Source organism: Erythrobacter sp. SN021 (assembly GCF_021864455.1).
On the sequence record NZ_JAKKUW010000006.1, the window covers coordinates 115,598 to 133,804 of the forward strand.

The 18,207-nt window shown below is 63.7% G+C and carries 18 protein-coding genes and 1 riboswitch; of the genes, 12 read left to right on the plus strand and 6 right to left on the minus strand.

Features of this window, described 5'->3' with window-relative positions:
* The first annotated feature begins 5 nt into the window (after positions 1-5).
* The 9 genes from L5849_RS13375 to mmsB all read left to right on the plus strand — a co-directional run bounded on the left by L5849_RS13375 (position 6) and on the right by mmsB (position 7,538).
* A complete protein-coding gene (locus L5849_RS13375; protein WP_236925979.1) occupies positions 6-1,499 on the plus strand; it encodes a CoA-acylating methylmalonate-semialdehyde dehydrogenase in 1,494 nt (497 codons plus the stop codon).
* Between the two features lie 132 nt (positions 1,500-1,631).
* Positions 1,632-1,997 (plus strand): hypothetical protein, encoded by a 366-nt coding sequence (locus tag L5849_RS13380; protein ID WP_236925980.1) that lies wholly within the window; start codon positions 1,632-1,634, stop codon positions 1,995-1,997.
* Positions 1,998-2,009: 12 nt separating this feature from the next.
* The gene (locus L5849_RS13385; RefSeq protein WP_236925981.1) at positions 2,010-2,318 is read left to right on the plus strand and encodes an I78 family peptidase inhibitor; all 309 of its coding nucleotides are present in this window, start codon (positions 2,010-2,012) and stop codon (positions 2,316-2,318) included.
* The gene (locus tag L5849_RS13390; RefSeq protein ID WP_236925982.1) at positions 2,315-2,701 is read left to right on the plus strand and encodes a RidA family protein; all 387 of its coding nucleotides are present in this window, start codon (positions 2,315-2,317) and stop codon (positions 2,699-2,701) included. Before L5849_RS13385 ends, L5849_RS13390 begins: the two co-directional genes overlap by 4 nt.
* Positions 2,702-2,750: 49 nt before the next feature.
* Positions 2,751-3,905 (plus strand): acyl-CoA dehydrogenase family protein, encoded by a 1,155-nt coding sequence (locus L5849_RS13395; protein WP_115415929.1) that lies wholly within the window; start codon positions 2,751-2,753, stop codon positions 3,903-3,905.
* Positions 3,902-4,297: a VOC family protein gene (locus L5849_RS13400; RefSeq protein WP_234041560.1), complete on the plus strand. Its 396-nt coding sequence runs from the start codon at positions 3,902-3,904 to the stop codon at positions 4,295-4,297. The genes L5849_RS13395 and L5849_RS13400 overlap by 4 nt, the downstream gene beginning before the upstream one ends.
* Complete coding sequence (locus L5849_RS13405; protein ID WP_236925983.1) at positions 4,294-5,343, plus strand: enoyl-CoA hydratase/isomerase family protein; 1,050 nt, start codon at positions 4,294-4,296, stop codon at positions 5,341-5,343. Before L5849_RS13400 ends, L5849_RS13405 begins: the two co-directional genes overlap by 4 nt.
* Positions 5,344-5,459: 116 nt before the next feature.
* Positions 5,460-6,245 (plus strand): enoyl-CoA hydratase-related protein, encoded by a 786-nt coding sequence (locus tag L5849_RS13410; RefSeq protein ID WP_236925984.1) that lies wholly within the window; start codon positions 5,460-5,462, stop codon positions 6,243-6,245.
* 426 nt (positions 6,246-6,671) lie between these two features.
* Complete coding sequence (mmsB, locus tag L5849_RS13415; RefSeq protein ID WP_236925985.1) at positions 6,672-7,538, plus strand: 3-hydroxyisobutyrate dehydrogenase; 867 nt, start codon at positions 6,672-6,674, stop codon at positions 7,536-7,538.
* On the opposite strand, the gene L5849_RS13420 is transcribed toward mmsB, so the two are convergent.
* Positions 7,525-8,247 carry a hypothetical protein gene (locus L5849_RS13420; RefSeq protein WP_236925986.1) on the minus strand — a complete coding sequence of 241 codons (723 nt, stop codon included), beginning with the start codon at positions 8,245-8,247 and terminating at the stop codon, positions 7,525-7,527. The two genes, mmsB and L5849_RS13420, sit on opposite strands and share 14 nt — an antisense overlap.
* On the opposite strand from L5849_RS13420, the gene L5849_RS13425 reads away from it, so the two are divergent.
* Genes L5849_RS13425 through L5849_RS13435 form a run of 3 tightly spaced genes read left to right on the plus strand, consistent with a single transcriptional unit; the run spans position 8,237 to position 10,393 of the window.
* Positions 8,237-9,121 (plus strand): NTP transferase domain-containing protein, encoded by an 885-nt coding sequence (locus L5849_RS13425; RefSeq protein ID WP_236925987.1) that lies wholly within the window; start codon positions 8,237-8,239, stop codon positions 9,119-9,121. The two genes, L5849_RS13420 and L5849_RS13425, sit on opposite strands and share 11 nt — an antisense overlap.
* A gap of 16 nt (positions 9,122-9,137) precedes the next feature.
* Complete coding sequence (locus L5849_RS13430) at positions 9,138-9,830, plus strand: lipopolysaccharide biosynthesis protein (protein WP_236925988.1); 693 nt, start codon at positions 9,138-9,140, stop codon at positions 9,828-9,830.
* A complete protein-coding gene (locus L5849_RS13435; RefSeq protein WP_236925989.1) occupies positions 9,791-10,393 on the plus strand; it encodes a lipopolysaccharide biosynthesis protein in 603 nt (200 codons plus the stop codon). Before L5849_RS13430 ends, L5849_RS13435 begins: the two co-directional genes overlap by 40 nt.
* 97 nt (positions 10,394-10,490) lie before the next feature.
* Here L5849_RS13435 and gcvPB read toward each other — a convergent pair whose 3' ends face one another.
* The 5 genes from gcvPB to metH form a co-directional block, all read right to left on the minus strand.
* Entirely contained in the window at positions 10,491-12,074 is a 1,584-nt protein-coding gene (gcvPB, locus tag L5849_RS13440) for an aminomethyl-transferring glycine dehydrogenase subunit GcvPB (protein WP_236925990.1), read from the minus strand.
* A complete protein-coding gene (gene gcvPA / locus L5849_RS13445; protein WP_236925991.1) occupies positions 12,071-13,438 on the minus strand; it encodes an aminomethyl-transferring glycine dehydrogenase subunit GcvPA in 1,368 nt (455 codons plus the stop codon). The genes gcvPB and gcvPA overlap by 4 nt, the downstream gene beginning before the upstream one ends.
* A 95-nt stretch (positions 13,439-13,533) precedes the next feature.
* Complete coding sequence (gene gcvH, locus L5849_RS13450) at positions 13,534-13,905, minus strand: glycine cleavage system protein GcvH (protein WP_115415921.1); 372 nt, start codon at positions 13,903-13,905, stop codon at positions 13,534-13,536.
* 3 nt (positions 13,906-13,908) lie between these two features.
* Positions 13,909-15,084 (minus strand): glycine cleavage system aminomethyltransferase GcvT, encoded by a 1,176-nt coding sequence (gene gcvT, locus L5849_RS13455; protein ID WP_115415920.1) that lies wholly within the window; start codon positions 15,082-15,084, stop codon positions 13,909-13,911.
* Between the two features lie 154 nt (positions 15,085-15,238).
* Positions 15,239-15,335, minus strand: a riboswitch (glycine riboswitch).
* A 246-nt stretch (positions 15,336-15,581) separates the two neighbouring features.
* Positions 15,582-18,206, minus strand: a complete 2,625-nt coding sequence (gene metH / locus L5849_RS13460) for a methionine synthase (RefSeq protein WP_236925992.1) — start codon at positions 18,204-18,206, stop codon at positions 15,582-15,584.
* Position 18,207: the final 1 nt, after the last annotated feature.

An 18,207-nucleotide genomic window follows, 5' to 3' on the forward strand; every position in this document is an offset into this window, starting at 1 on the left:
TTATCATGCGCCAAGTTGACCATTTCATCGTCGGCGATAGCCCCGCCACGGGCCGCACTCACAAGATCTGGAACCCCTCCACCGGCGAGGTTCAGGCCGAGGTCGCGCTGGGCGATGCGGCGCTGCTCGAAAAGGCGGTCGCTGCCGCGAAGCAGGTCCAGCCCGAATGGGCGGCGACCAACCCCCAGCGCCGTGCCCGCATCATGTTCGAATTCAAGCGGCTGGTCGAAGCCAACAAGCAGGAGCTGGCCGAGCTGCTGTCGAGCGAGCATGGCAAGGTGGTCGACGACGCGCATGGCGATGTGCAGCGCGGGCTGGAAGTGATCGAATTCGCCTGCGGCATCCCGCAGGCGCTGAAGGGCGAATATACGCAAGGCGCAGGCCCGGGCATCGATGTCTATTCGATGCGCCAGCCGCTCGGCATCGGCGCAGGGATCACCCCGTTCAACTTTCCGGCGATGATCCCGATGTGGATGTTCGGCATGGCGATCGCGGCGGGCAACGCCTTTATCCTCAAACCGTCGGAGCGCGATCCCAGCGTTCCGGTGCGCTTGGCCGAACTGTTCCTGGAGGCGGGCGCGCCCGAAGGGCTGTTGCAGGTCGTCCATGGCGACAAGGAAATGGTCGATGCGATCCTCGACCATCCCGATATCCCGGCGATCAGCTTCGTCGGCTCGTCCGACATCGCGCAGTATATCTACTCGCGCGGTTCGGCCAACGCCAAGCGCGTGCAGGCCTTCGGCGGCGCGAAGAACCACGGCATCGTCATGCCCGATGCCGATCTGGACCAGGTGGTAAACGATCTTGCCGGGGCCGCCTTCGGATCTGCGGGCGAACGCTGCATGGCCCTGCCCGTCGTCGTGCCCGTGGGCGAGGATACGGCGGACAAGCTGCGCGACAAGCTGATCCCCGCGATCAATGCCCTGCGGGTCGGCGTCTCGAACGACGCGGATGCGCATTACGGCCCCGTCGTCACACCCGAACACAAGGCGCGCGTCGAAGGCTGGATCGACACGGCAGAAAAGGAAGGCGCCGAAGTCGTCATCGACGGGCGCGGCTTTACGCTCCAGGGGCATGAGGATGGCTTCTTCGTCGGCCCGACCCTGCTCGATCGGGTCACCACCGACATGGAAAGCTATCGGGAAGAAATCTTCGGCCCGGTCCTCCAAATCGTGCGCGCGAAGGATTTCGAAGAGGCGGTGCGCCTGCCCAGCGACCATCAATATGGCAATGGCGTGGCCATCTTCACCCGCAACGGCCACGCCGCGCGCGAATTCGCCAGCCGTGTGAATGTCGGCATGGTCGGCATCAACGTGCCGATCCCGGTACCGGTGAGCTATCACAGCTTCGGCGGCTGGAAGCGCAGCGGCTTCGGCGATATCGATCAATACGGCATGGAAGGCCTGCGTTTCTGGACCAAATCCAAGAAGATTACCCAGCGCTGGCCAGATGGCGGCGGCGATGGCTCGAACGCCTTTGTCATCCCGACGATGGGATAGGAAAGACGGTCGGAGCGTTGAAGAGCGATGATAATACGCACATACCTCTTCATCGCTCTACCGGCCTCGCTTGCTCTGTCGGCATGTTCCGCTGAACCAGGCGAACCTGCCGAACCGACCTCCGGCGAAACCATGTTACCCGTCGAACCCGATGGGGGAATCGGCGATGGGGCGGGGCCGCTGGAAGTGGAAGCGGACACGATCCCCGCCGCCTTTCTCGGGGTTTGGGACAATGTCGAGGGCACCTGTAACCCCGCTTCCGACCTGCGCGTGGAAATTACCCCGCGTGGCATGCAATTCTACGAATCCTATGGCGAAGTGACGCGTGTCGAAGTCGACAGCCCGCGCCGCATCGTCGTAAGCCTCGCCATGGAAGGCGAAGGCGAAAAATGGCAGATGGCACGTATGTTTACTTTGTCCGAGGACGGCAAGACGCTGACGCCGGAGTCGGTCGACGAAGAGCAGTTCGAGCCCATGCCCCTGAAGAAATGCGAATAGCGAGGCAGTACCATGCGCATCCCGATCCTTACCAGTCTCGCCTTGCCGCTGGCCGCCTGCGCGGGATATGCCGAGCCCGCCGAAACACCGACCGATCGGATGCGCCAACTCACGGGCGGCACATGCGATGCGGATGCCGTGCAGGGCTATCTGGGCCGCGAGGCGAGCGACGAAATCGGCGCGGAGATCGTCGATAAAAGCGGCGCCAAAACCCTGCGCTGGGGTCCGCCCAATTCGGTCTGGACGATGGACTACCGTTCGGACCGCGTGAACGTGCAGTATGATGAGGCGATGACAATCACCGAAATCACCTGCGGATGAGCCGCCGCCGCGCCTTCACCGGCTCGCCCTACGAGGCCCGGTTCGGCTTTGCCCGCGCCGTGCGCGTGGGCAATCGTATCATTGTCGCGGGCACCGGCCCGGTCGAGGAAGACGGTTCTTCCACCACGGGAGGCGCTGCCGCGCAGGCAGAGCGGTGTTGCGTCCTGATCCTGCGCGCGATCGAGAAACTTGGCGGCAGTGCCATGGACGTTGTGCGCACACGGATGCTGTTGACCGATCCGGCAGACCAGGACGCGGTCGGCGCGGTCCATGCGCGTTTTTTCGGTGACGCAAAACCCGCGGCGACCATGGCGGGCGTGGCATGGCTGTGCCGCCCCGAATGGAAGGTGGAGATCGAAGCCGAAGCGATCCTGCCGGATTGACCGCCGCGCCCCCTTCCCTAGCGTCACACGGAGCGCTAGAGCCCGCGCCATGACTACGAATGCAGGACAGTTCCAGCTCACCGAAGAGCAGCTGCAGATCCAGGAAATGGCGCAGCGCTTCACCGCCGACAACATCACCCCCTTCGCGGGCGAATGGGACGAGACATCGCACTTTCCCATCGACGTGATCAAACAGAGCGCCGAGCTGGGCTTCGGCGCGATCTATGTCAGCGAGGAATCGGGCGGGATCGGCCTCGGCCGACTCGAGGCGGCGCTGATCATGGAAGCGATGGCCTATGGCTGCCCCGCGACCAGCTCGTTCATCTCGATCCACAATATGGCCGCATGGATGATCGACCGCTTTGGCGGCGAGGAATTGAAGGCGAAATACCTTCCCGACCTTGTGACCATGGAAAAGGTCGCCAGCTATGCGCTTACCGAACCCGGCAGCGGCTCGGATGCGGCCGGCCTGAAGACGAGCGCCAAGCTCGATGGCGACCACTACGTTCTGAACGGCACCAAACAGTTCATCTCGGGTGGCGGCTTCAACGACATCTACGTCACCATGGTCCGCACCGGCGAACACAAGACCAAGGGCATCACCTGCCTGGTCATCGACAAGGACACGCCCGGCGTTTCCTTCGGCAAGCCGGAGAAGAAGCTCGGCTGGAACGCCTCGCCCACCGCGCAGGTCATATTCGAGGATGCCCGCGTTCCGGTGGCCAACCGCGTGGGGCCGGAAGGCGACGGCTTCCGCTATGCCATGGCCGGCCTCGATGGCGGGCGCCTCAATATCGGCGCCTGTTCGCTCGGCGGCGCCCAGCGCTGCCTCGACGAGGCGGTGAACTATACAAGGGAACGCCAGCAATTCGGCCAGCCGATCGCCGATTTCCAGAACACCCAGTTCATGCTCGCCGACATGGCGACAGAGCTGGAGGCGGCGCGCGCCCTGCTTTATCTCGCGGCAGCCAAGGTCACCGACAACGCGCCCGACAAAAGCAAGTTTTCCGCCATGGCCAAGCGCCTGGCGACCGACAGCGGCAGCAAGATCGTCAACGATGCGCTCCAGCTCTTCGGCGGATATGGTTATCTCAAGGAATATCCCATCGAACGTTTCTGGCGCGATCTGCGCGTCCATTCGATCCTCGAAGGCACCAATCAGGTCATGCGCATGATCGTGGGTCGGGAGATGCTGCGGCAGTGAGCGCCACCAGCCTTGCACTGGTGACGCTGGTCATCCCCGATTACGACCAAGCCGCTGCCTTCTTCACGAAGGTGCTCGATTTCGCTCTGATCGAGGATAGCGACCTTGGCGAAGGCAAGCGCTGGGTGGTCGTCGGTGGCCAAACGGGTGGGCGTATCCTGCTCGCCAAGGCCAAAGGTGACGAGCAGCATGCCGCTATCGGCAACCAGTTCGGCGGCCGGGTTGGCCTGTTTCTCCAGACGGACGATTTCGCCGCAACCCACCGCAAATTGAGCGATGCGGGCATTTCTTTCGAAGAAAGCCCGCGCCGCGAGAGCTACGGCACTGTCGCCGTATTCAGCGACCCTTTCGGCAATCGCTGGGATCTGATCGAATACGAGAAAACTGCATGATCAACGAAGTAAACATCCACACCCACGGCAACACCGGCCATCTCTCGCTCAACCGCCCCAAGGCGCTGCATGCGCTGACGCTCGACATGTGCCACGCGATGAGCGCGGCGCTGACCGATTGGGCTGCCGACGATGCGATCGAGGCCGTCATCCTCGACCATGCCGAAGGCCGCGGCTTTTGCGCCGGAGGCGATATCAACCTGCTGCGCCATTCCGCGCTGAACGATGGCGGCGCAGGCGGACGCGCTTTCTTCCATGACGAATACCAGCTCAATCACCAGATGTTCGAATATGCCAAGCCGATCGTCGCCTTCATGGACGGCATCACCATGGGCGGCGGCGTGGGCATCGCCCTGCCCTGCAAATACCGCGTCGCGACGGAAAACACGCGCTTCGCCATGCCGGAAACGGGTATCGGCCTGTTCCCCGATGTCGGCGGCGGCTGGCATCTGTCGCGGCTCGGCGGGCGGCTGGGCCAGTTCCTCGCGCTGACCGGTGCGCGGCTCGACGGGGCGGAATGCCATTTTGCCGGGATCGCCACGCATTACCTGCCTGCCGACAAGCTCGCCGAGGCCAAGGCGCGCATCGCCGAAAACCCCGATCGGATTGCGGGCATCCTGTCCGAATTGTCCGTCACTCCGCCTAAGGCGCGGGTCGAGGAGAATTGCGACCGGATCAACAAGCATTTCGCCTCCGACCGCTACGAAGATATCCTCGCCAGCCTCGAGGCCGATGACAGCGAATGGGCGGCCAAGGAACTCGCCACTCTGCGCACCAAGAGCCCGCAGACCTGCAAGGTTGCCCTGCGCCAGCTTGCCGACAGCGCGGAGCTGGACAGTTTCGCCGACAATATGCGCATGGAATACCGCATCGCCAGCCGCGTGCTGACCCGCCCCGATTTTGCCGAGGGCGTGCGCGCGGTGATTGTCGACAAGACGCATGACCCGAAATGGAACCCCGCGACGGCAGAAGAGGTCAGCGAGGAGCTGATCGACAGCATCTTCGCGCCGCTTCCCGACGGCGAGGAATGGGCGCCGTTGAAGTAAAGCCCCGCACCGTCATGCTGAACTCGTTTCAGCATCCATCTCGCCCCACGGGGGACGGTGCGGACAGCAACATGGACCCTGAAACGAGTTCAGGGTGACGAATTGGAGAAAGCCGAATGGCCGACTACGAAACCATCACCGTCGAACAGCGTGACGCGGTTACGCTGATTACCCTCAATCGTCCCAAGGCGCTGAATGCGCTCAACAGCACGGTGCTCGACGAACTGATCCACGCCTTCGCCGCCTATCAGGCGGATGGCAGCCAGCTATGCGCGGTCCTGACCGGATCGGGCGACCAGGCCTTTGCCGCCGGCGCCGACATCAAGGAGATGAGCGAGAAGGCAGCGGCCGACTTCTATCTTGACGATTTCTTTGCCCCCTGGACCAGCGAGATCGTCAAGAAGACCCGCAAGCCGTGGATCGCCGCGGTCAACGGTTTCGCACTTGGCGGCGGCTGCGAGCTGGCGATGATGGCCGACTTCATCATCGCATCCGAAAACGCCAAATTCGGCCAGCCCGAAATCAAGCTCGGGGTCGCACCGGGCATGGGCGGATCGCAGCGCCTGACCAAGGCGGTGGGCAAATCCAAGGCGATGGAAATGTGCCTGACGGGCCGCATGATGGACGCCGAGGAAGCCGAGCGCAGCAATCTGGTCGCGCGCGTCGTCCCGCATGAGCAGCTTCTCGACGAAGCGATGAAGACCGCCGCGCAAATCGCCGCAATGCCGCCCATGGCCGCGATCGCGAACAAGGAAATGGTCAATGCCGCTTTCGAAACCAGCCTGGATCAAGGTCTGATCGTCGAACGCCGCATCTTCCAGATCCTCGCCGCGAGCGAGGACAAGGCTGAAGGCATGGCTGCTTTCGTCGAAAAGCGCGAGGGCAAGTGGAAGGGGCGGTAATCCCACTCCGCTCCCCTCGTCATTGCGAGGCGCATAGCGACGAAGCAATCCAGCTCCCGACCTTTACCGAAAGCGCGAGACTGGATTGCCGCGCTGCTTCGCCGCTCGCAATGACCGATGGGGGAGGATGCAGACCATGAAAACCGCCCTCACCGGCCTCGGCAATATGGGTGGTATCGCGATGCTCCGGGATGTGTTCTTTCCTACAGCGCGCCATCCCTGCTAGCTTCGCGGTGCACCTTCCCTACTTGGGTTAAGCGGCGCATGGGAGGAACAGCCCCCGCGCCTAGATCGGCCCAATCTGTCACCCTGGACAGGAAATGATATTTGGATTCAGTGATTTGAGGTGTTGGATTTGGCGGACACCGGTGTAACCTTGTGTCACCTACAGCAACGCGGATAAACAGTTTGCGAGAGGAAACGAGAATGAAAATCGCCTTTATCGGCCTCGGCAATATGGGCGGCGGAATGGCCGCGAACCTCGTGAAGGCGGGACACGCGGTCAACGCATTCGACCTGTCCGAAGAGGCGCTTGCCACGGCCAAGTCCAATGGCTGCGCGACTTTCACCGATGCGTCCGAAGCCGTACAGGGTGTCGACGGCGTGGTCACCATGCTGCCCAATGGCGGGATCGTGAAGTCGGTCTATGAAGGCAGCGTTATCGGCAAGGCGCCCGCTGGGGCGGTGCTGCTCGATTGCTCGACGATCGACGTGGCAACCGCGAAAGAGGTCATCGCGACTGCCGAAGCCGCCGGTTACGACATGGTCGATGCTCCGGTGTCGGGCGGGATCGCGGCGGCCAATGGCGGCACGCTCACCTTCATGGTCGGCGGCACCGAAAAAGCCTTCTCTCGCGCCGAGGAGGTGCTCAAGGCGATGGGCAAGGCCGTGATCCATGCCGGCGATGCGGGCGCGGGACAGACTGCCAAGATCTGCAACAACATGCTGCTCGCGATCAGCATGATCGGGACTGCCGAGGCCATGAAGATGGCCGAGAGACTCGGCCTCGACCCGCAGAAATTCTACGAAATTTCCAGCCAGTCCTCGGGCTATTGCTGGTCCTTGAATGCCTATACGCCCATGCCCGGCATCGGCGTCGAAAGCCCGGCGGACAAGGATTACCAGGGCGGCTTCGCCACCGGGCTGATGCTCAAGGATTTGCGCCTGGCGATGGAAGCGGCGGAAACCGCCGATGCCTCCACCCCGCTCGGGCGCCACGCCAAGGAGCTCTACGAACGGTTTGCCGAGGAAAATGCCGGGCTCGATTTCTCGGCGATCATCAAGACGCTCTGATTTCGGCCAGCACCCGCGCGAGCCAGTCGCGCGGGGCCTTGCGGCGCCCCACATCGGCAACGAATTCCTGCCCGCGCGCCACGCTCTGCAACCGCCCGCCGCGCAGCCAGCGGTCGGCGCGGTCGTGATAGCTGAGCCCACCCCGTTTCAGCCAGCCGGGGCGGTTCCACAGCGACGGCGGCCCGCCAGCCACGGTCAGCCGCAAGCCGTCGGCTGCATGGCGCGCCTCCTCGCCGGCTCCGGCATAGACGACATCATTGGCGGCGTGCAGCGCGAGGGCATGCGGGTGGCCGCGTTCGACAAGATGATCGGGCACACCGTCGCCGAGCACGACAATCTCCTCCACTTCGAGATAGCCGAATATGCGGTGATGCGGCTCACCGCCTTCCTCGCGGAACAGGCCGAAGAACAGGAACACATCGCCTACCCCGACGCCCTGATTGGCCAGATGCGTCTGCGCCGCGCCGCACTGGCCGAACAGGCAGGTGCCGTCGGGAAGGAACATCGGATCGTGGTGGCACAAATCCTCCGCACCCAGGCGCCCACGGCTGGCCGCCGCGGCATATGCACCCAGTCCCAGATCGCCATAGGTGGTGCGCGATGCAGCCCCTGCCGGGATCGGCAGGCTCACCGGACGACCAGCGAAGATCGGCGAAGGCCCGCCACCCGCCGCGCTGTCGAAGCCCTTGCGAGAAAAGATGATCCGCATCGGCGCCTCGTGCCGCAACTGCCAGACCGTGACAACCGCGCCATTCGGGCCTATCTGCCCGGCCATGACTGACGAGAACAAGGGCAAGGTCACCGCACTCATCATGGCGGGAAAGCGTTCGGGCGTGCTCGATCCGCTTGCCGAGCGTGCCGGCGTGGCCCAGAAATGCGTGGTTCCGGTCGGCGGCATGCCGATGATCGAGCGCGTGGTGATGAACGTCGCGGCCAGCCCGCGCATCGGCGAAATCCGCGTGGTCGCGCACGAGCCCGACGAGATCGCCGCGATTCCCTCGATCGCCAAGCTGGTCGATGAAGGCCGTGTGGTGTTCAAGCCGGGCGCCTTCAACCTCGTGGACAGCGTTTTCGCCGGGGCCGAAGGCGCAAGCTATCCGATCCTCATCACCACGGCGGACAATTGCCTGTGGCTGCCCGAGGATTTCACCGAATTCGCCGACAAGGCGATCGCCAGCGGCGCCGGTGCGGCCGCCGCATTGGCGCGCAAGGAAGACGTGATCGCCGCCGATCCGCAGGGACAGGCCAAGTTCTATGAATTCTCCGATGGCGGGTATTCGAACTGCAACGCCTACTGGATCGGCAATGCCAAGGCGCTTTCCGCCGCCGAGATCATGCGGGGCGGCGGCCAGTTCGTGAAATTCCCCAGCCGTATCGCCAAGGCCTTCGGCGTGGTCAATCTGATCCGCTTCTTCCTCGGCTGGGGCACGAAGGAAAAGCTGTTCGCTCAGGTCTCGCGCCGGTTCGGATTTACACTCAAGCCGCTGGTGATGAGCCACGGTTACTGTGCGATCGATGTCGATAACGAACGCACTTTCGACGTGACGGAAAAGCTGCTCGTCAAGCGGCTGGCGACTGCCTGATACCCGCAGCGGACCGATGCACCGTCTGATCCGCAATATCGGCTGGCTCCTGACGGGGCGCGGCGTCAATGCCGTGCTGAGCATCGTCTATCTCGCTTTGGCCACGCGTACGCTGGGCCTCGACCATTTCGGCTATTTCGCGATCATTCTGGCGCTCGGTCAGACGGTGACCGGGCTCGCCAATTTCCAGACCTGGCAATTCGTGGTGCGCTGGGGCGTCGGCGAAGACGGCCCCGGCGATGCGACCGGCTTCGCGATCGCGCTCGACATGCTGTCGGTTGCCATTGGCCTGGTGCTGGCGGCTGCGCTGGTCTGGAGCGCCCCTCTATGGCTGCCCCTGCCCGCGGAATTGCTTCCGGTCGCATTCGGCTATTGCGTGGTTGCCCTTCTGTCGATCCGAACCACCCCCACCGGGCTGCTGCGCCTGCGCTTTGCCTATGCAAGGGCTACGGCGGCGGAATCGGTTCAGCCCATGGTGCGCGCAGCAGGCGCCGGGATCGCGGCGGTGGCCATGCCCACGGTCACCGGTTTCGTTCTGGCCTGGGCGGCGGCGGAAATCGCGGTGGCGACGGCGCTGTGGATCGCGGCTTCGAAGCAGGAAAAGATCGACCTGTCGCGTATCAGCTTCACCCGCATTCCGGTGCCTGGCGGTTTGTGTGGTCGACCAATATGTCGGGCAGTCTCAATGTCGGATCGAAGCAGGTCCTGATCCTGCTGGTCGGCGCCATAGGCGGCGAAACGGCCGCAGGCGGCTTCCGTGTCGCCAGCCAGTTGGGACAGGCGCTCGTCAGCCTGGCGCAAACCGTATCGAAGGCCATCTACCCGGAGCTGGTTCACGCCCAAGAGACAGCGCATGAGATGGCCCGCCGCATGGCGAACATTGCCTTGATTGCCGGGGTGCTGGCCGTTCTGGTGACCCTATTCTTCGGCCGAACCGCCCTGGCTTTGATCGCCGGGCCGGAATTCCGCGTATTCTGGACGATGGTCATCCTCGCCATTGCCGGGGCGATCGAACTGGTCGGGGCGAGCCTCGAATCGCTCCTGGTCAGCGCGGGCCGCGCGGGGACGGCCTTTTTCATCCGTGCGATTCCCACGCTCATCGGGCTGGCACTGCTCGATGTGGCCATGGGCTGGAACGGAACCAAAGGCGCGGCCTTCACCGTGCTCGGCTCCTCCGCCCTGTCGGTCATCGGCTTCTGGGTGGCGATCATCTCGCTTTCGCAGATCACCATCACCGTCAAACCGAAGGCCGATCTCCCGCCGAAAGCCTAGGGGATGGCCGAGGACGGGTTGTAGCGATCGGACAAACCGGATCCTGCCTTGCTGGTCCAACGCGGCAGAGAGGGGGCGCCAGCCGCGCCCCCTCGCGTCAGACCATGTCGGGATCGTTCCAGGCCAGGATCGGCTTTCTCGCTGCCTGGGTTTCGTCGAGGCGGCGGCGCGGCGCATAATGCGGCGCGGTTTTGAGGCTTGCATCGCCCGACTTGGCGCGTTCGGCAACGCTGCGCAGGGCCATGATAAACTGGTCGAGCGCCGCCTTGCTCTCGGTCTCCGTCGGCTCGACCAGCATCGCGCCATGCACCACCAGCGGGAAGTACATGGTCATCGGGTGATAGCCCTCGTCGATCAACGCCTTCGCCAGATCGAGTGTGGAGAGGCCTTCGGCGAAGCCTTTGTCGCTGAACAGCGCCTCGTGCATGCACGGCCCGCTATGGCCAAAGGGCGCATCGAGCACATCCTCAAGGCTGCGCAGCACGTAATTTGCATTGAGCACCGCGTCCTCGGCGACCTGTTTCAACCCGTCGGCGCCGTGGCTGAGCATATAGGCCAGCGCGCGGGTGAACATGCCCATCTGTCCGTGAAAGGCGGTCATGCGACCGAACGCCTTGGTGTGGTCGAACTCGGCCGCGTTCTCTTCTTCGACGAGATGAACCACGCCGTCGCCGTCACGCGCCGTGAATGGCAGCGGGCCATAGGGCGCAAGCGCTTCCGACAGCACCACCGGACCCGAGCCGGGGCCGCCGCCGCCATGCGGGGTGGAGAAGGTCTTGTGCAGATTGATGTGCATGGCATCGACGCCGAGATCGCCTGGGCGCACCTTGCCGACGATGGCGTTAAAATTCGCCCCGTCGCAATAGACGAAGCCGCCCGCTTCGTGGACCGCATCGGAGATCGCCTTCATGTCAGGCTCGAACAGGCCGCAAGTGTTGGGATTGGTGATCATCACCCCGGCGACATCGGGGCCGAGCCGCGCTTTCAGCGCTTCAAGGTCCACCCGGCCTTCGGGCGTCGCCGGGATGTCCTCGACCTTGTAGCCCGCGAAGGCGGCGGTGGCCGGATTGGTGCCATGCGCGCTTTCGGGCACGAGGATGACCTCGCGCGCATCGCCGCGTGCCTCGAGCGCTGCGCGGATGCACAGAATGCCGCAAAGCTCGCCATGCGCACCCGCCTTGGGGCTCATCGCAACACCGTGCATGCCGGTCAGATCGATCAGCCAGTGGGCCAGCTCGTTCACCACCTCCAGTGCACCGCGCACGGTATCGACCGGCTGCAAGGGATGCACATCGGCAAAGCCGGGCATGCGCGCGACTTTCTCGTTGAGGCGCGGATTGTGCTTCATGGTGCACGAGCCCAGCGGGAAGAGACCGAGGTCGATGGCATAGTTCTGGCGGCTGAGGCGCGTGTAATGACGGACGGTTTCCGGCTCGGAAAGCCCGGGAAGACCGATCGGATCGGCGCGCTCCATTCCCGCAAGGCGCGCCGTGCCCCCCTCGCCGCCGGGGAGGGGAGTGGGGAAGTCGACCCCGGTCGTTTCGGCATGGCCGATCTCGAAGATCAGAGGCTCTTCCAGCATCAGTGCGCGGTTGCCGGTGGCGGTGTCCGGACCGCTCATCGCATTGTGACCTTCGACCGGAGTGCCGGGCTTCCAGCCCGAGGCGTTGGGCGCGTTCATGCCAGTTCTCCTTCGAGAGCGGAGGCGAGCGTTTCGATATCCTCTTCGCTCGTGGTCTCGGTCACCGCGACGAGCAGGCCGTCCGCGAGTTCGGGATTGTCGGGGAAGAGCCGGCCGAGCGAGACGCCCGCCAGCACGCCCTTATCGGCCAGCGCGCGCACGATCGTGCGGGCATCCGTGCCGAGCCTGATGGTGAATTCGTTGAAGAAGCTGTCGTTGAGCAACGTCACGCCGGGCACCTTGGCCAGTCTGTCCGCGGCAAGGCAGGCGAGGCGGTGGTTTTCCTGCGCCATCTGGCGAAGGCCCTTTTCACCGAGCAGCGTCATGTGAACACTGAAGGCGAGCGCGCAGAGGCCCGAATTGGTGCAGATATTGCTGGTCGCCTTCTCGCGGCGAATGTGCTGCTCGCGGGTCGAGAGGGTAAGCACGAAACCGCGCTTGCCCTCCGCGTCCACCGTCTCGCCGCACAGCCGTCCGGGCATCATGCGAACGTGTTTTGGGTCGCGCACCGCGAAGAGGCCGAGATAGGGGCCGCCAAACTGGAGGCCGACGCCGATAGACTGACCTTCGCCGACGACGATATCCGCGCCGAGTTCACCCGGCGATTTGATCGCGCCCAGCGCCACGGGTTCGGTATTGACCGCAATCAGCAGCGCGCCCTTTTCATGCGCGGCCTCGGCGATCTTGGCGAGGTCCGGCAAACGGCCAAGAATGTCGGGATACTGTACCACGACACAGCTCGTGTTCTCGTCGATTCGGGCGATGAGACCGTCGTCATCGGGCTTCGCCGCAAGGCTCGGCGGGGCGCCGGCAATCTCGTCCTCGGTGAACTTGGCCATGGTGCGCACCACTTCGGCATAGTGCGGATGAAGCGCGCCGGAGAGCACGACCTTGCGTTTTCTGCCGCGTGCCACGCGCCCGGCCATGGCCACCGCTTCCCAGCAGGCGGTCGAGCCGTCATACATCGAAGCATTGGCCACCGCGCAGCCATAAAGCCGCGCGACCTGCGTCTGGAACTCGAACAACATCTGCAGCGTGCCCTGCGCGATTTCCGGCTGGTAGGGCGTGTAGGCGGTCAGGAACTCGCCGCGCTGGATGATGTGATCGACGCTGGCCGGGATATGATGCTTGTAAGCCCCTGCCCCCAGGAAAAACGCCGCATCGGAAGCCGCGAGGTTCTTCTTCGACAGCCGCCGCATGTGCTTTTCGACAGCCATCTCGCTGGCATGCATCGGCAGGCCCTCGATCGGACCGGAAAGCCGCGCTTCCTCGGGCACGTCCGAAAACAGCGTATCGATGTCGGGCGCGCCGACTTTTTCGAGCATGTCCGAACGGTCGGTATCGGTCAGGGGTAGGTAGCGCATTCTAAAATCCCGTCATCCCAGCAAAAGCTGGGATCTGGTGCAGCGAAGTCCGACCAGGCGGACAGCGGTCCCAGCTTTCGCTGGGATGACGAATGTTAGAGCCCGTCGCAGAAGCTCTTATAGGCGGCCTCGTCCATCAGCCCTTCGAGCTGCGACTTGTCGCCAATGGTCATGCGGAAAAACCAGCCATCGCTTTCGGGCGCGGTGTTGACCAATGCCGGATCGTCTTCCAGCGCCTCGTTGGCTTCCGTCACTTCGCCGTCGATCGGGGCGTAGACGTCGCTTGCCGCCTTGACGCTTTCGACAACCGCCGCGTCGCCACCCTTGCTAAGCGTGGTGCCCGAACCCGGCAGTTCGACGAAGACGATATCGCCCAGCTGTCCCTGCGCATAATCGGTAATGCCAACGGTGGCCGTGTCGCCCTCGACATCGATCCACTCATGCTCGTCGGTGAAGTATCGGGCCATCTCTCACTTTCCTCTGTGATAGCGGTGGGGGACGAAAGGAAGCTTGGCCACCTTCGTCGGTAATCTCTTGTTACGAACCTCGACTTCGAGTTCGGTTCCCTCTTCGGCGAACCGGGTGTCGACATAGCCCATGGCGATGGGCCGCTCGAGCGTGGGCGAGAAGCCGCCGCTGGTGACACGGCCCACCTGCGTATCGCCGGAATAGATCGAGGCGCCTTCGCGCGCGGGCATACGGCCTTCGATGGCGAGACCGACGCGTTTCCGCGCCGGGCCGCTCTCGAACACCTGCATCACCTTGTCGTGGCCCATCCAGCCGCCTTCCTCGCGGCGGCGCTTGGTCAGCGCGAAGCCAAGATCGGCGGATACAGGATCGGTTTCGGTGGTGATGTCATGGCCATAGAGCGGGAGGCCCGCTTCGAGACGCAGGCTGTCGCGCGCGCCCAGGCCGATCGGGCGCACTTCGATTTCGGCGCAGAGACGGTCGGCAAGGCTTTCGGCGAATTCGGCGGGGACCGAAATTTCGAAACCGTCCTCGCCAGTATAACCGGAACGCGTGATGCGCAGCGGCCATTCGCCGAAATCGTGAACCACGCTTTCCATGAAGACCATGTCGTCGATGACATTGCGCATCACCCGGTTGAGCGCGGTCGCCGCATTCGGCCCCTGCAACGCGATCAGCGCATGGTCGTCCATGTGGGTGAGCGTCACATCGTCATCGAGGTGTTCGCGCAAATGGGCGATATCGTCCCATTTGGTCGCGCCATTGACCACGAGGTAATAGGCCGGTTCGCCCCAATGCCCCTCGGTGCCTTCCTCCTCGTCGCCGTCGATCCAGGGGGTGGCGTTGGTGACCATCAAGTCGTCGAGGATGCCGCCATCTTGATCGACCAGCAGAGAGTAGCGCACCTTGCCGGGCTTCAGCGAGGCGATCGCGCCGGGCAGCAGCTTTTCAAGCTCCTCGGCGGCCCTTTCCCCGCTGACCAGCAACTGACCCATATGGCTGACGTCGAACAGGCCCGCCTGCTGCCGGGTCCAATTGTGTTCGGCCACGATGCCTTCGAACTGGATCGGCATATGATAACCCGCGAAGGGCACCATGCGCGCGCCCTTGCGGCGATGCCAGGCATCCAGCGGCAGCGTTTCGATTTCGGCAATCTGGTCTTCGGTATCGTCGCTCAAGTCCCGTCCCTCGCAAGCATGGGTGCGCCCCTTGCCGGTGCGCGCACATAAAACCCATGCCCCCTCTGTCGGGAAACCTGAGAGACTGACGCGCAGATGAGCACGCTTACCCCTTCGGTGGCCCGGTGAACGCCGGGCGCTTTCCAGAGTGTCGATGGCCCGCACGGTCCGTGTAGCCTGAGAGTTTCCGGGGCGGTTGCTCCTTCGGCGCCGGATGGCCGCTGCCACCCGATCTCTCCCGTGCGTGCCCGCCGCAGAATCGCTCCCACAGCCGACGCGGTATGCCCTGCGCGATTGTACGCGCGCGGTCAATCGCGAGTTGAGACCGAACCCGGTTCGCCCCCGACAAATGACAGCCCGATCATACGAACCATTGCCGTGTCGGTTCGCCGAACCCTGGCTACGGCGTCATCGGTTCGCTCGGGAAAACGCCCTCTGATGGCGCGGGGCAAGCCGCACCTCGGCCCGGACGTGATACGCTCGAAGGGTGTCGCTCCTCAATCGAGATTGGGCCTGAGCCATCTTTCCGCCGTCGCCATGTCCACGCCGCGTCGCCGCGCATAGTCTTCCAACTGGTCGCGCCCGATCCGCGCCACCCCGAAATACTCCGCTTCGGGATGGCCGAAATAGAACCCGCTGACCGCCGCCGTGGGATACATGGCGAAATTTTCGGTCAGCGTGATGCCGGTGTTCGCTTCGGCATCGAGCAGGTCGAACAGGATCGGCTTGAGGCTGTGATCGGGGCAGGCCGGATAGCCCGGCGCCGGGCGAATGCCGCGATACTGCTCTTTGATCAGCGCCTCGTTGGTAAGCTGTTCCTGCGGAGCATAGCCCCACAGATCGGTGCGGACATGCTGGTGCAGCCGCTCGGCGAAGGCTTCGGCGAAGCGATCGGCCAGCGCCTTCAGGAGGATGTCCGAATAATCGTCTTTGTCGTCCTTGAACCGCGCCGAATACGGCTCGAGACCGTGGATGCCGACCGCGAAACCGCCGATCCAGTCGCCCGCCGGGTCGATGAAATCGGCCAGGCACATATTCGCCCGGGCGCGCGATTTCTTGACCTGCTGACGCAGGAAGGGGAGGACGACATGCTCTTCGCGATTGACGCGGTGAATGGTGACATCGTCTCCGTCGCGCGCGCAGGGCCAGAATCCAGCCACACCCTTGGCCACCAGCCATTTCTCGGCGACGATCCGGTCGAGCATCGCGTTGGCATCGTCGAACAATTGCCGCGCCGTCTCGCCGACGACATCGTCGGTCAGGATCGCGGGATAATTGCCGTGCAGTTCCCATGCGCGGAAGAACGGCGTCCAGTCGATATAGTCGCGCAGCTCGGCGAGGTCCCAGTCATCGAAGGCATGGACACCGGGCTCGAGCGGGGGCGCAGCCTTGTCGCTGAGATAGGCATCGAAGAAATTTGCCCGCGCTTCATCGAGGCTCAGGAGCACGCTCTGCCCCTTGCCTTCGCGCGCAGCGCGCACCTTCGTGTATTCCGCCGCGGTCGTTTCGACGAATTCGTCGCGCTGCGTGTCGGAAAGGAGGCGACTGGCAACCCCTACCGCTCGGCTCGCGTCGAGCACGTGGATCACCGGCCCGTCGTAAGCCGGTTCGATGCGTAGCGCTGTGTGGACCTTGCTGGTGGTCGCCCCACCGATCAGCAAAGGCATGGTCATTTCGGCGCGCTGCATTTCTTCGGCGACCGTCACCATCTCGTCGAGCGAGGGCGTGATGAGGCCGGAAAGCCCGATCATGTCGGCCCCGTTCTCGTTCGCGGCGGCAAGGATGTTCTGCCACGGAGCCATCACGCCGAGGTCGATTACCTCGTAACCGTTGCACTGCAAAACCACGCCGACGATGTTCTTCCCGATATCGTGAACGTCGCCCTTGACCGTGGCCATGACGATCTTGCCCTTGGACTGATCGGCCAGGCCCGAAGCTTCCTTCTCGGCTTCGATGAAAGGGATGAGGTGGGCCACGGCCTTTTTCATGACGCGGGCCGATTTCACCACCTGCGGCAGGAACATCTTGCCCGAACCGAACAGGTCGCCGACCACATTCATCCCGTCCATCAGCGGGCCTTCTATGACCTCGATCGGGCGCCCTCCCGATGCCGCAACCAGTTCGCGCGCCTCTTCCGTATCGGCGACGACATGGGCATCGATACCCTTTACCAGCGCATGTTCGAGGCGGCGCTTGACGTCCCAGCCGCGCCACTCCTCGGCCGCCTTTTCGTCCGCAGCGCTCTTGCCCTTGTAGCTCTCGGCAAGCTCGATCAGCCGCTCGGTCGCATCCACGCGGCGCATCAGGATCACATCCTCGCACGCCTCGCGCAGGGTCGGGTCGATCTGGTCGTAAACGTCGAGCTGGCCCGCATTGACGATGGCCATGTCGAGTCCGGCGGGGATCGCGTGATAGAGAAACACCGAATGCATCGCGCGGCGCACGGTCTCGTTGCCGCGAAAGCTGAAGGAGAGGTTGGACAGGCCGCCCGACGTCTTGGCATGCGGGCAGCGCGCCTTGATCTCGGCCACCGCCTCGATGAAGTCGAGCCCGTAGCGGTCGTGCTCTTCGATACCCGTTGCAACGGCGAAGATATTGGGATCGAAGATGATGTCTTCGGGCGGGAAGCCGATACCTGTCAGAAGCTCGTAGGCGCGGGCGCAGATTTCCACCTTGCGCGCCTTGGTGTCGGCCTGCCCCGTCTCGTCGAAAGCCATGACCACGGCCGCCGCGCCAAAATCCATGCACTTCCGCGCATGGGCGAGGAATTCCTCCTCGCCCTCTTTCATACTGATCGAATTGACGATGGGCTTACCGGAAACGCATTTCAGCCCGGCTTCGATCACGTCCCATTTGGAACTGTCGATCATCACTGGAACCCGCGCGATATCGGGCTCGGCGGCGATCAGCTTGAGGAAGGTCGTCATCGCCTTTTCGGCGTCGAGCAGGCCTTCGTCCATATTTACGTCGATTATCTGCGCGCCGTTTTCGACCTGATCGCGCGCGACTTCGACGGCGGTCTCGTAATCGTCCGCCATGATGAGCTTCTTGAACCGGGCGGAGCCGGTGACATTGGTACGCTCGCCAATATTGACGAAACGGGCGGTGGAGAGATCGTTCATG

Excerpts from the sequence above, each read along its gene's own strand:
- L5849_RS13375 (WP_236925979.1), top strand. The coding sequence starts at position 6 with ATGCGCCAAGTTGACCATTTCATCGTCGGCGATAGCCCCGCCACGGGC.
- L5849_RS13380 (WP_236925980.1), top strand. The coding sequence starts at position 1,632 with ATGTTACCCGTCGAACCCGATGGGGGAATCGGCGATGGGGCGGGGCCG.
- L5849_RS13385 (WP_236925981.1), top strand. The coding sequence starts at position 2,010 with ATGCGCATCCCGATCCTTACCAGTCTCGCCTTGCCGCTGGCCGCCTGC.
- L5849_RS13390 (WP_236925982.1), top strand. The coding sequence starts at position 2,315 with ATGAGCCGCCGCCGCGCCTTCACCGGCTCGCCCTACGAGGCCCGGTTC.
- L5849_RS13395 (WP_115415929.1), top strand. The coding sequence starts at position 2,751 with ATGACTACGAATGCAGGACAGTTCCAGCTCACCGAAGAGCAGCTGCAG.
- L5849_RS13405 (WP_236925983.1), top strand. The coding sequence starts at position 4,294 with ATGATCAACGAAGTAAACATCCACACCCACGGCAACACCGGCCATCTC.
- L5849_RS13410 (WP_236925984.1), top strand. The coding sequence starts at position 5,460 with ATGGCCGACTACGAAACCATCACCGTCGAACAGCGTGACGCGGTTACG.
- mmsB (WP_236925985.1), top strand. The coding sequence starts at position 6,672 with ATGAAAATCGCCTTTATCGGCCTCGGCAATATGGGCGGCGGAATGGCC.
- L5849_RS13425 (WP_236925987.1), top strand. The coding sequence starts at position 8,237 with ATGATCCGCATCGGCGCCTCGTGCCGCAACTGCCAGACCGTGACAACC.
- L5849_RS13420 (WP_236925986.1), bottom strand. The coding sequence starts at position 8,247 with ATGCGGATCATCTTTTCTCGCAAGGGCTTCGACAGCGCGGCGGGTGGC.
- L5849_RS13430 (WP_236925988.1), top strand. The coding sequence starts at position 9,138 with ATGCACCGTCTGATCCGCAATATCGGCTGGCTCCTGACGGGGCGCGGC.
- L5849_RS13435 (WP_236925989.1), top strand. The coding sequence starts at position 9,791 with ATGTCGGGCAGTCTCAATGTCGGATCGAAGCAGGTCCTGATCCTGCTG.
- gcvPB (WP_236925990.1), bottom strand. The coding sequence starts at position 12,074 with ATGAACGCGCCCAACGCCTCGGGCTGGAAGCCCGGCACTCCGGTCGAA.
- gcvPA (WP_236925991.1), bottom strand. The coding sequence starts at position 13,438 with ATGCGCTACCTACCCCTGACCGATACCGACCGTTCGGACATGCTCGAA.
- gcvH (WP_115415921.1), bottom strand. The coding sequence starts at position 13,905 with ATGGCCCGATACTTCACCGACGAGCATGAGTGGATCGATGTCGAGGGC.
- metH (WP_236925992.1), bottom strand. The coding sequence starts at position 18,206 with ATGAACGATCTCTCCACCGCCCGTTTCGTCAATATTGGCGAGCGTACC.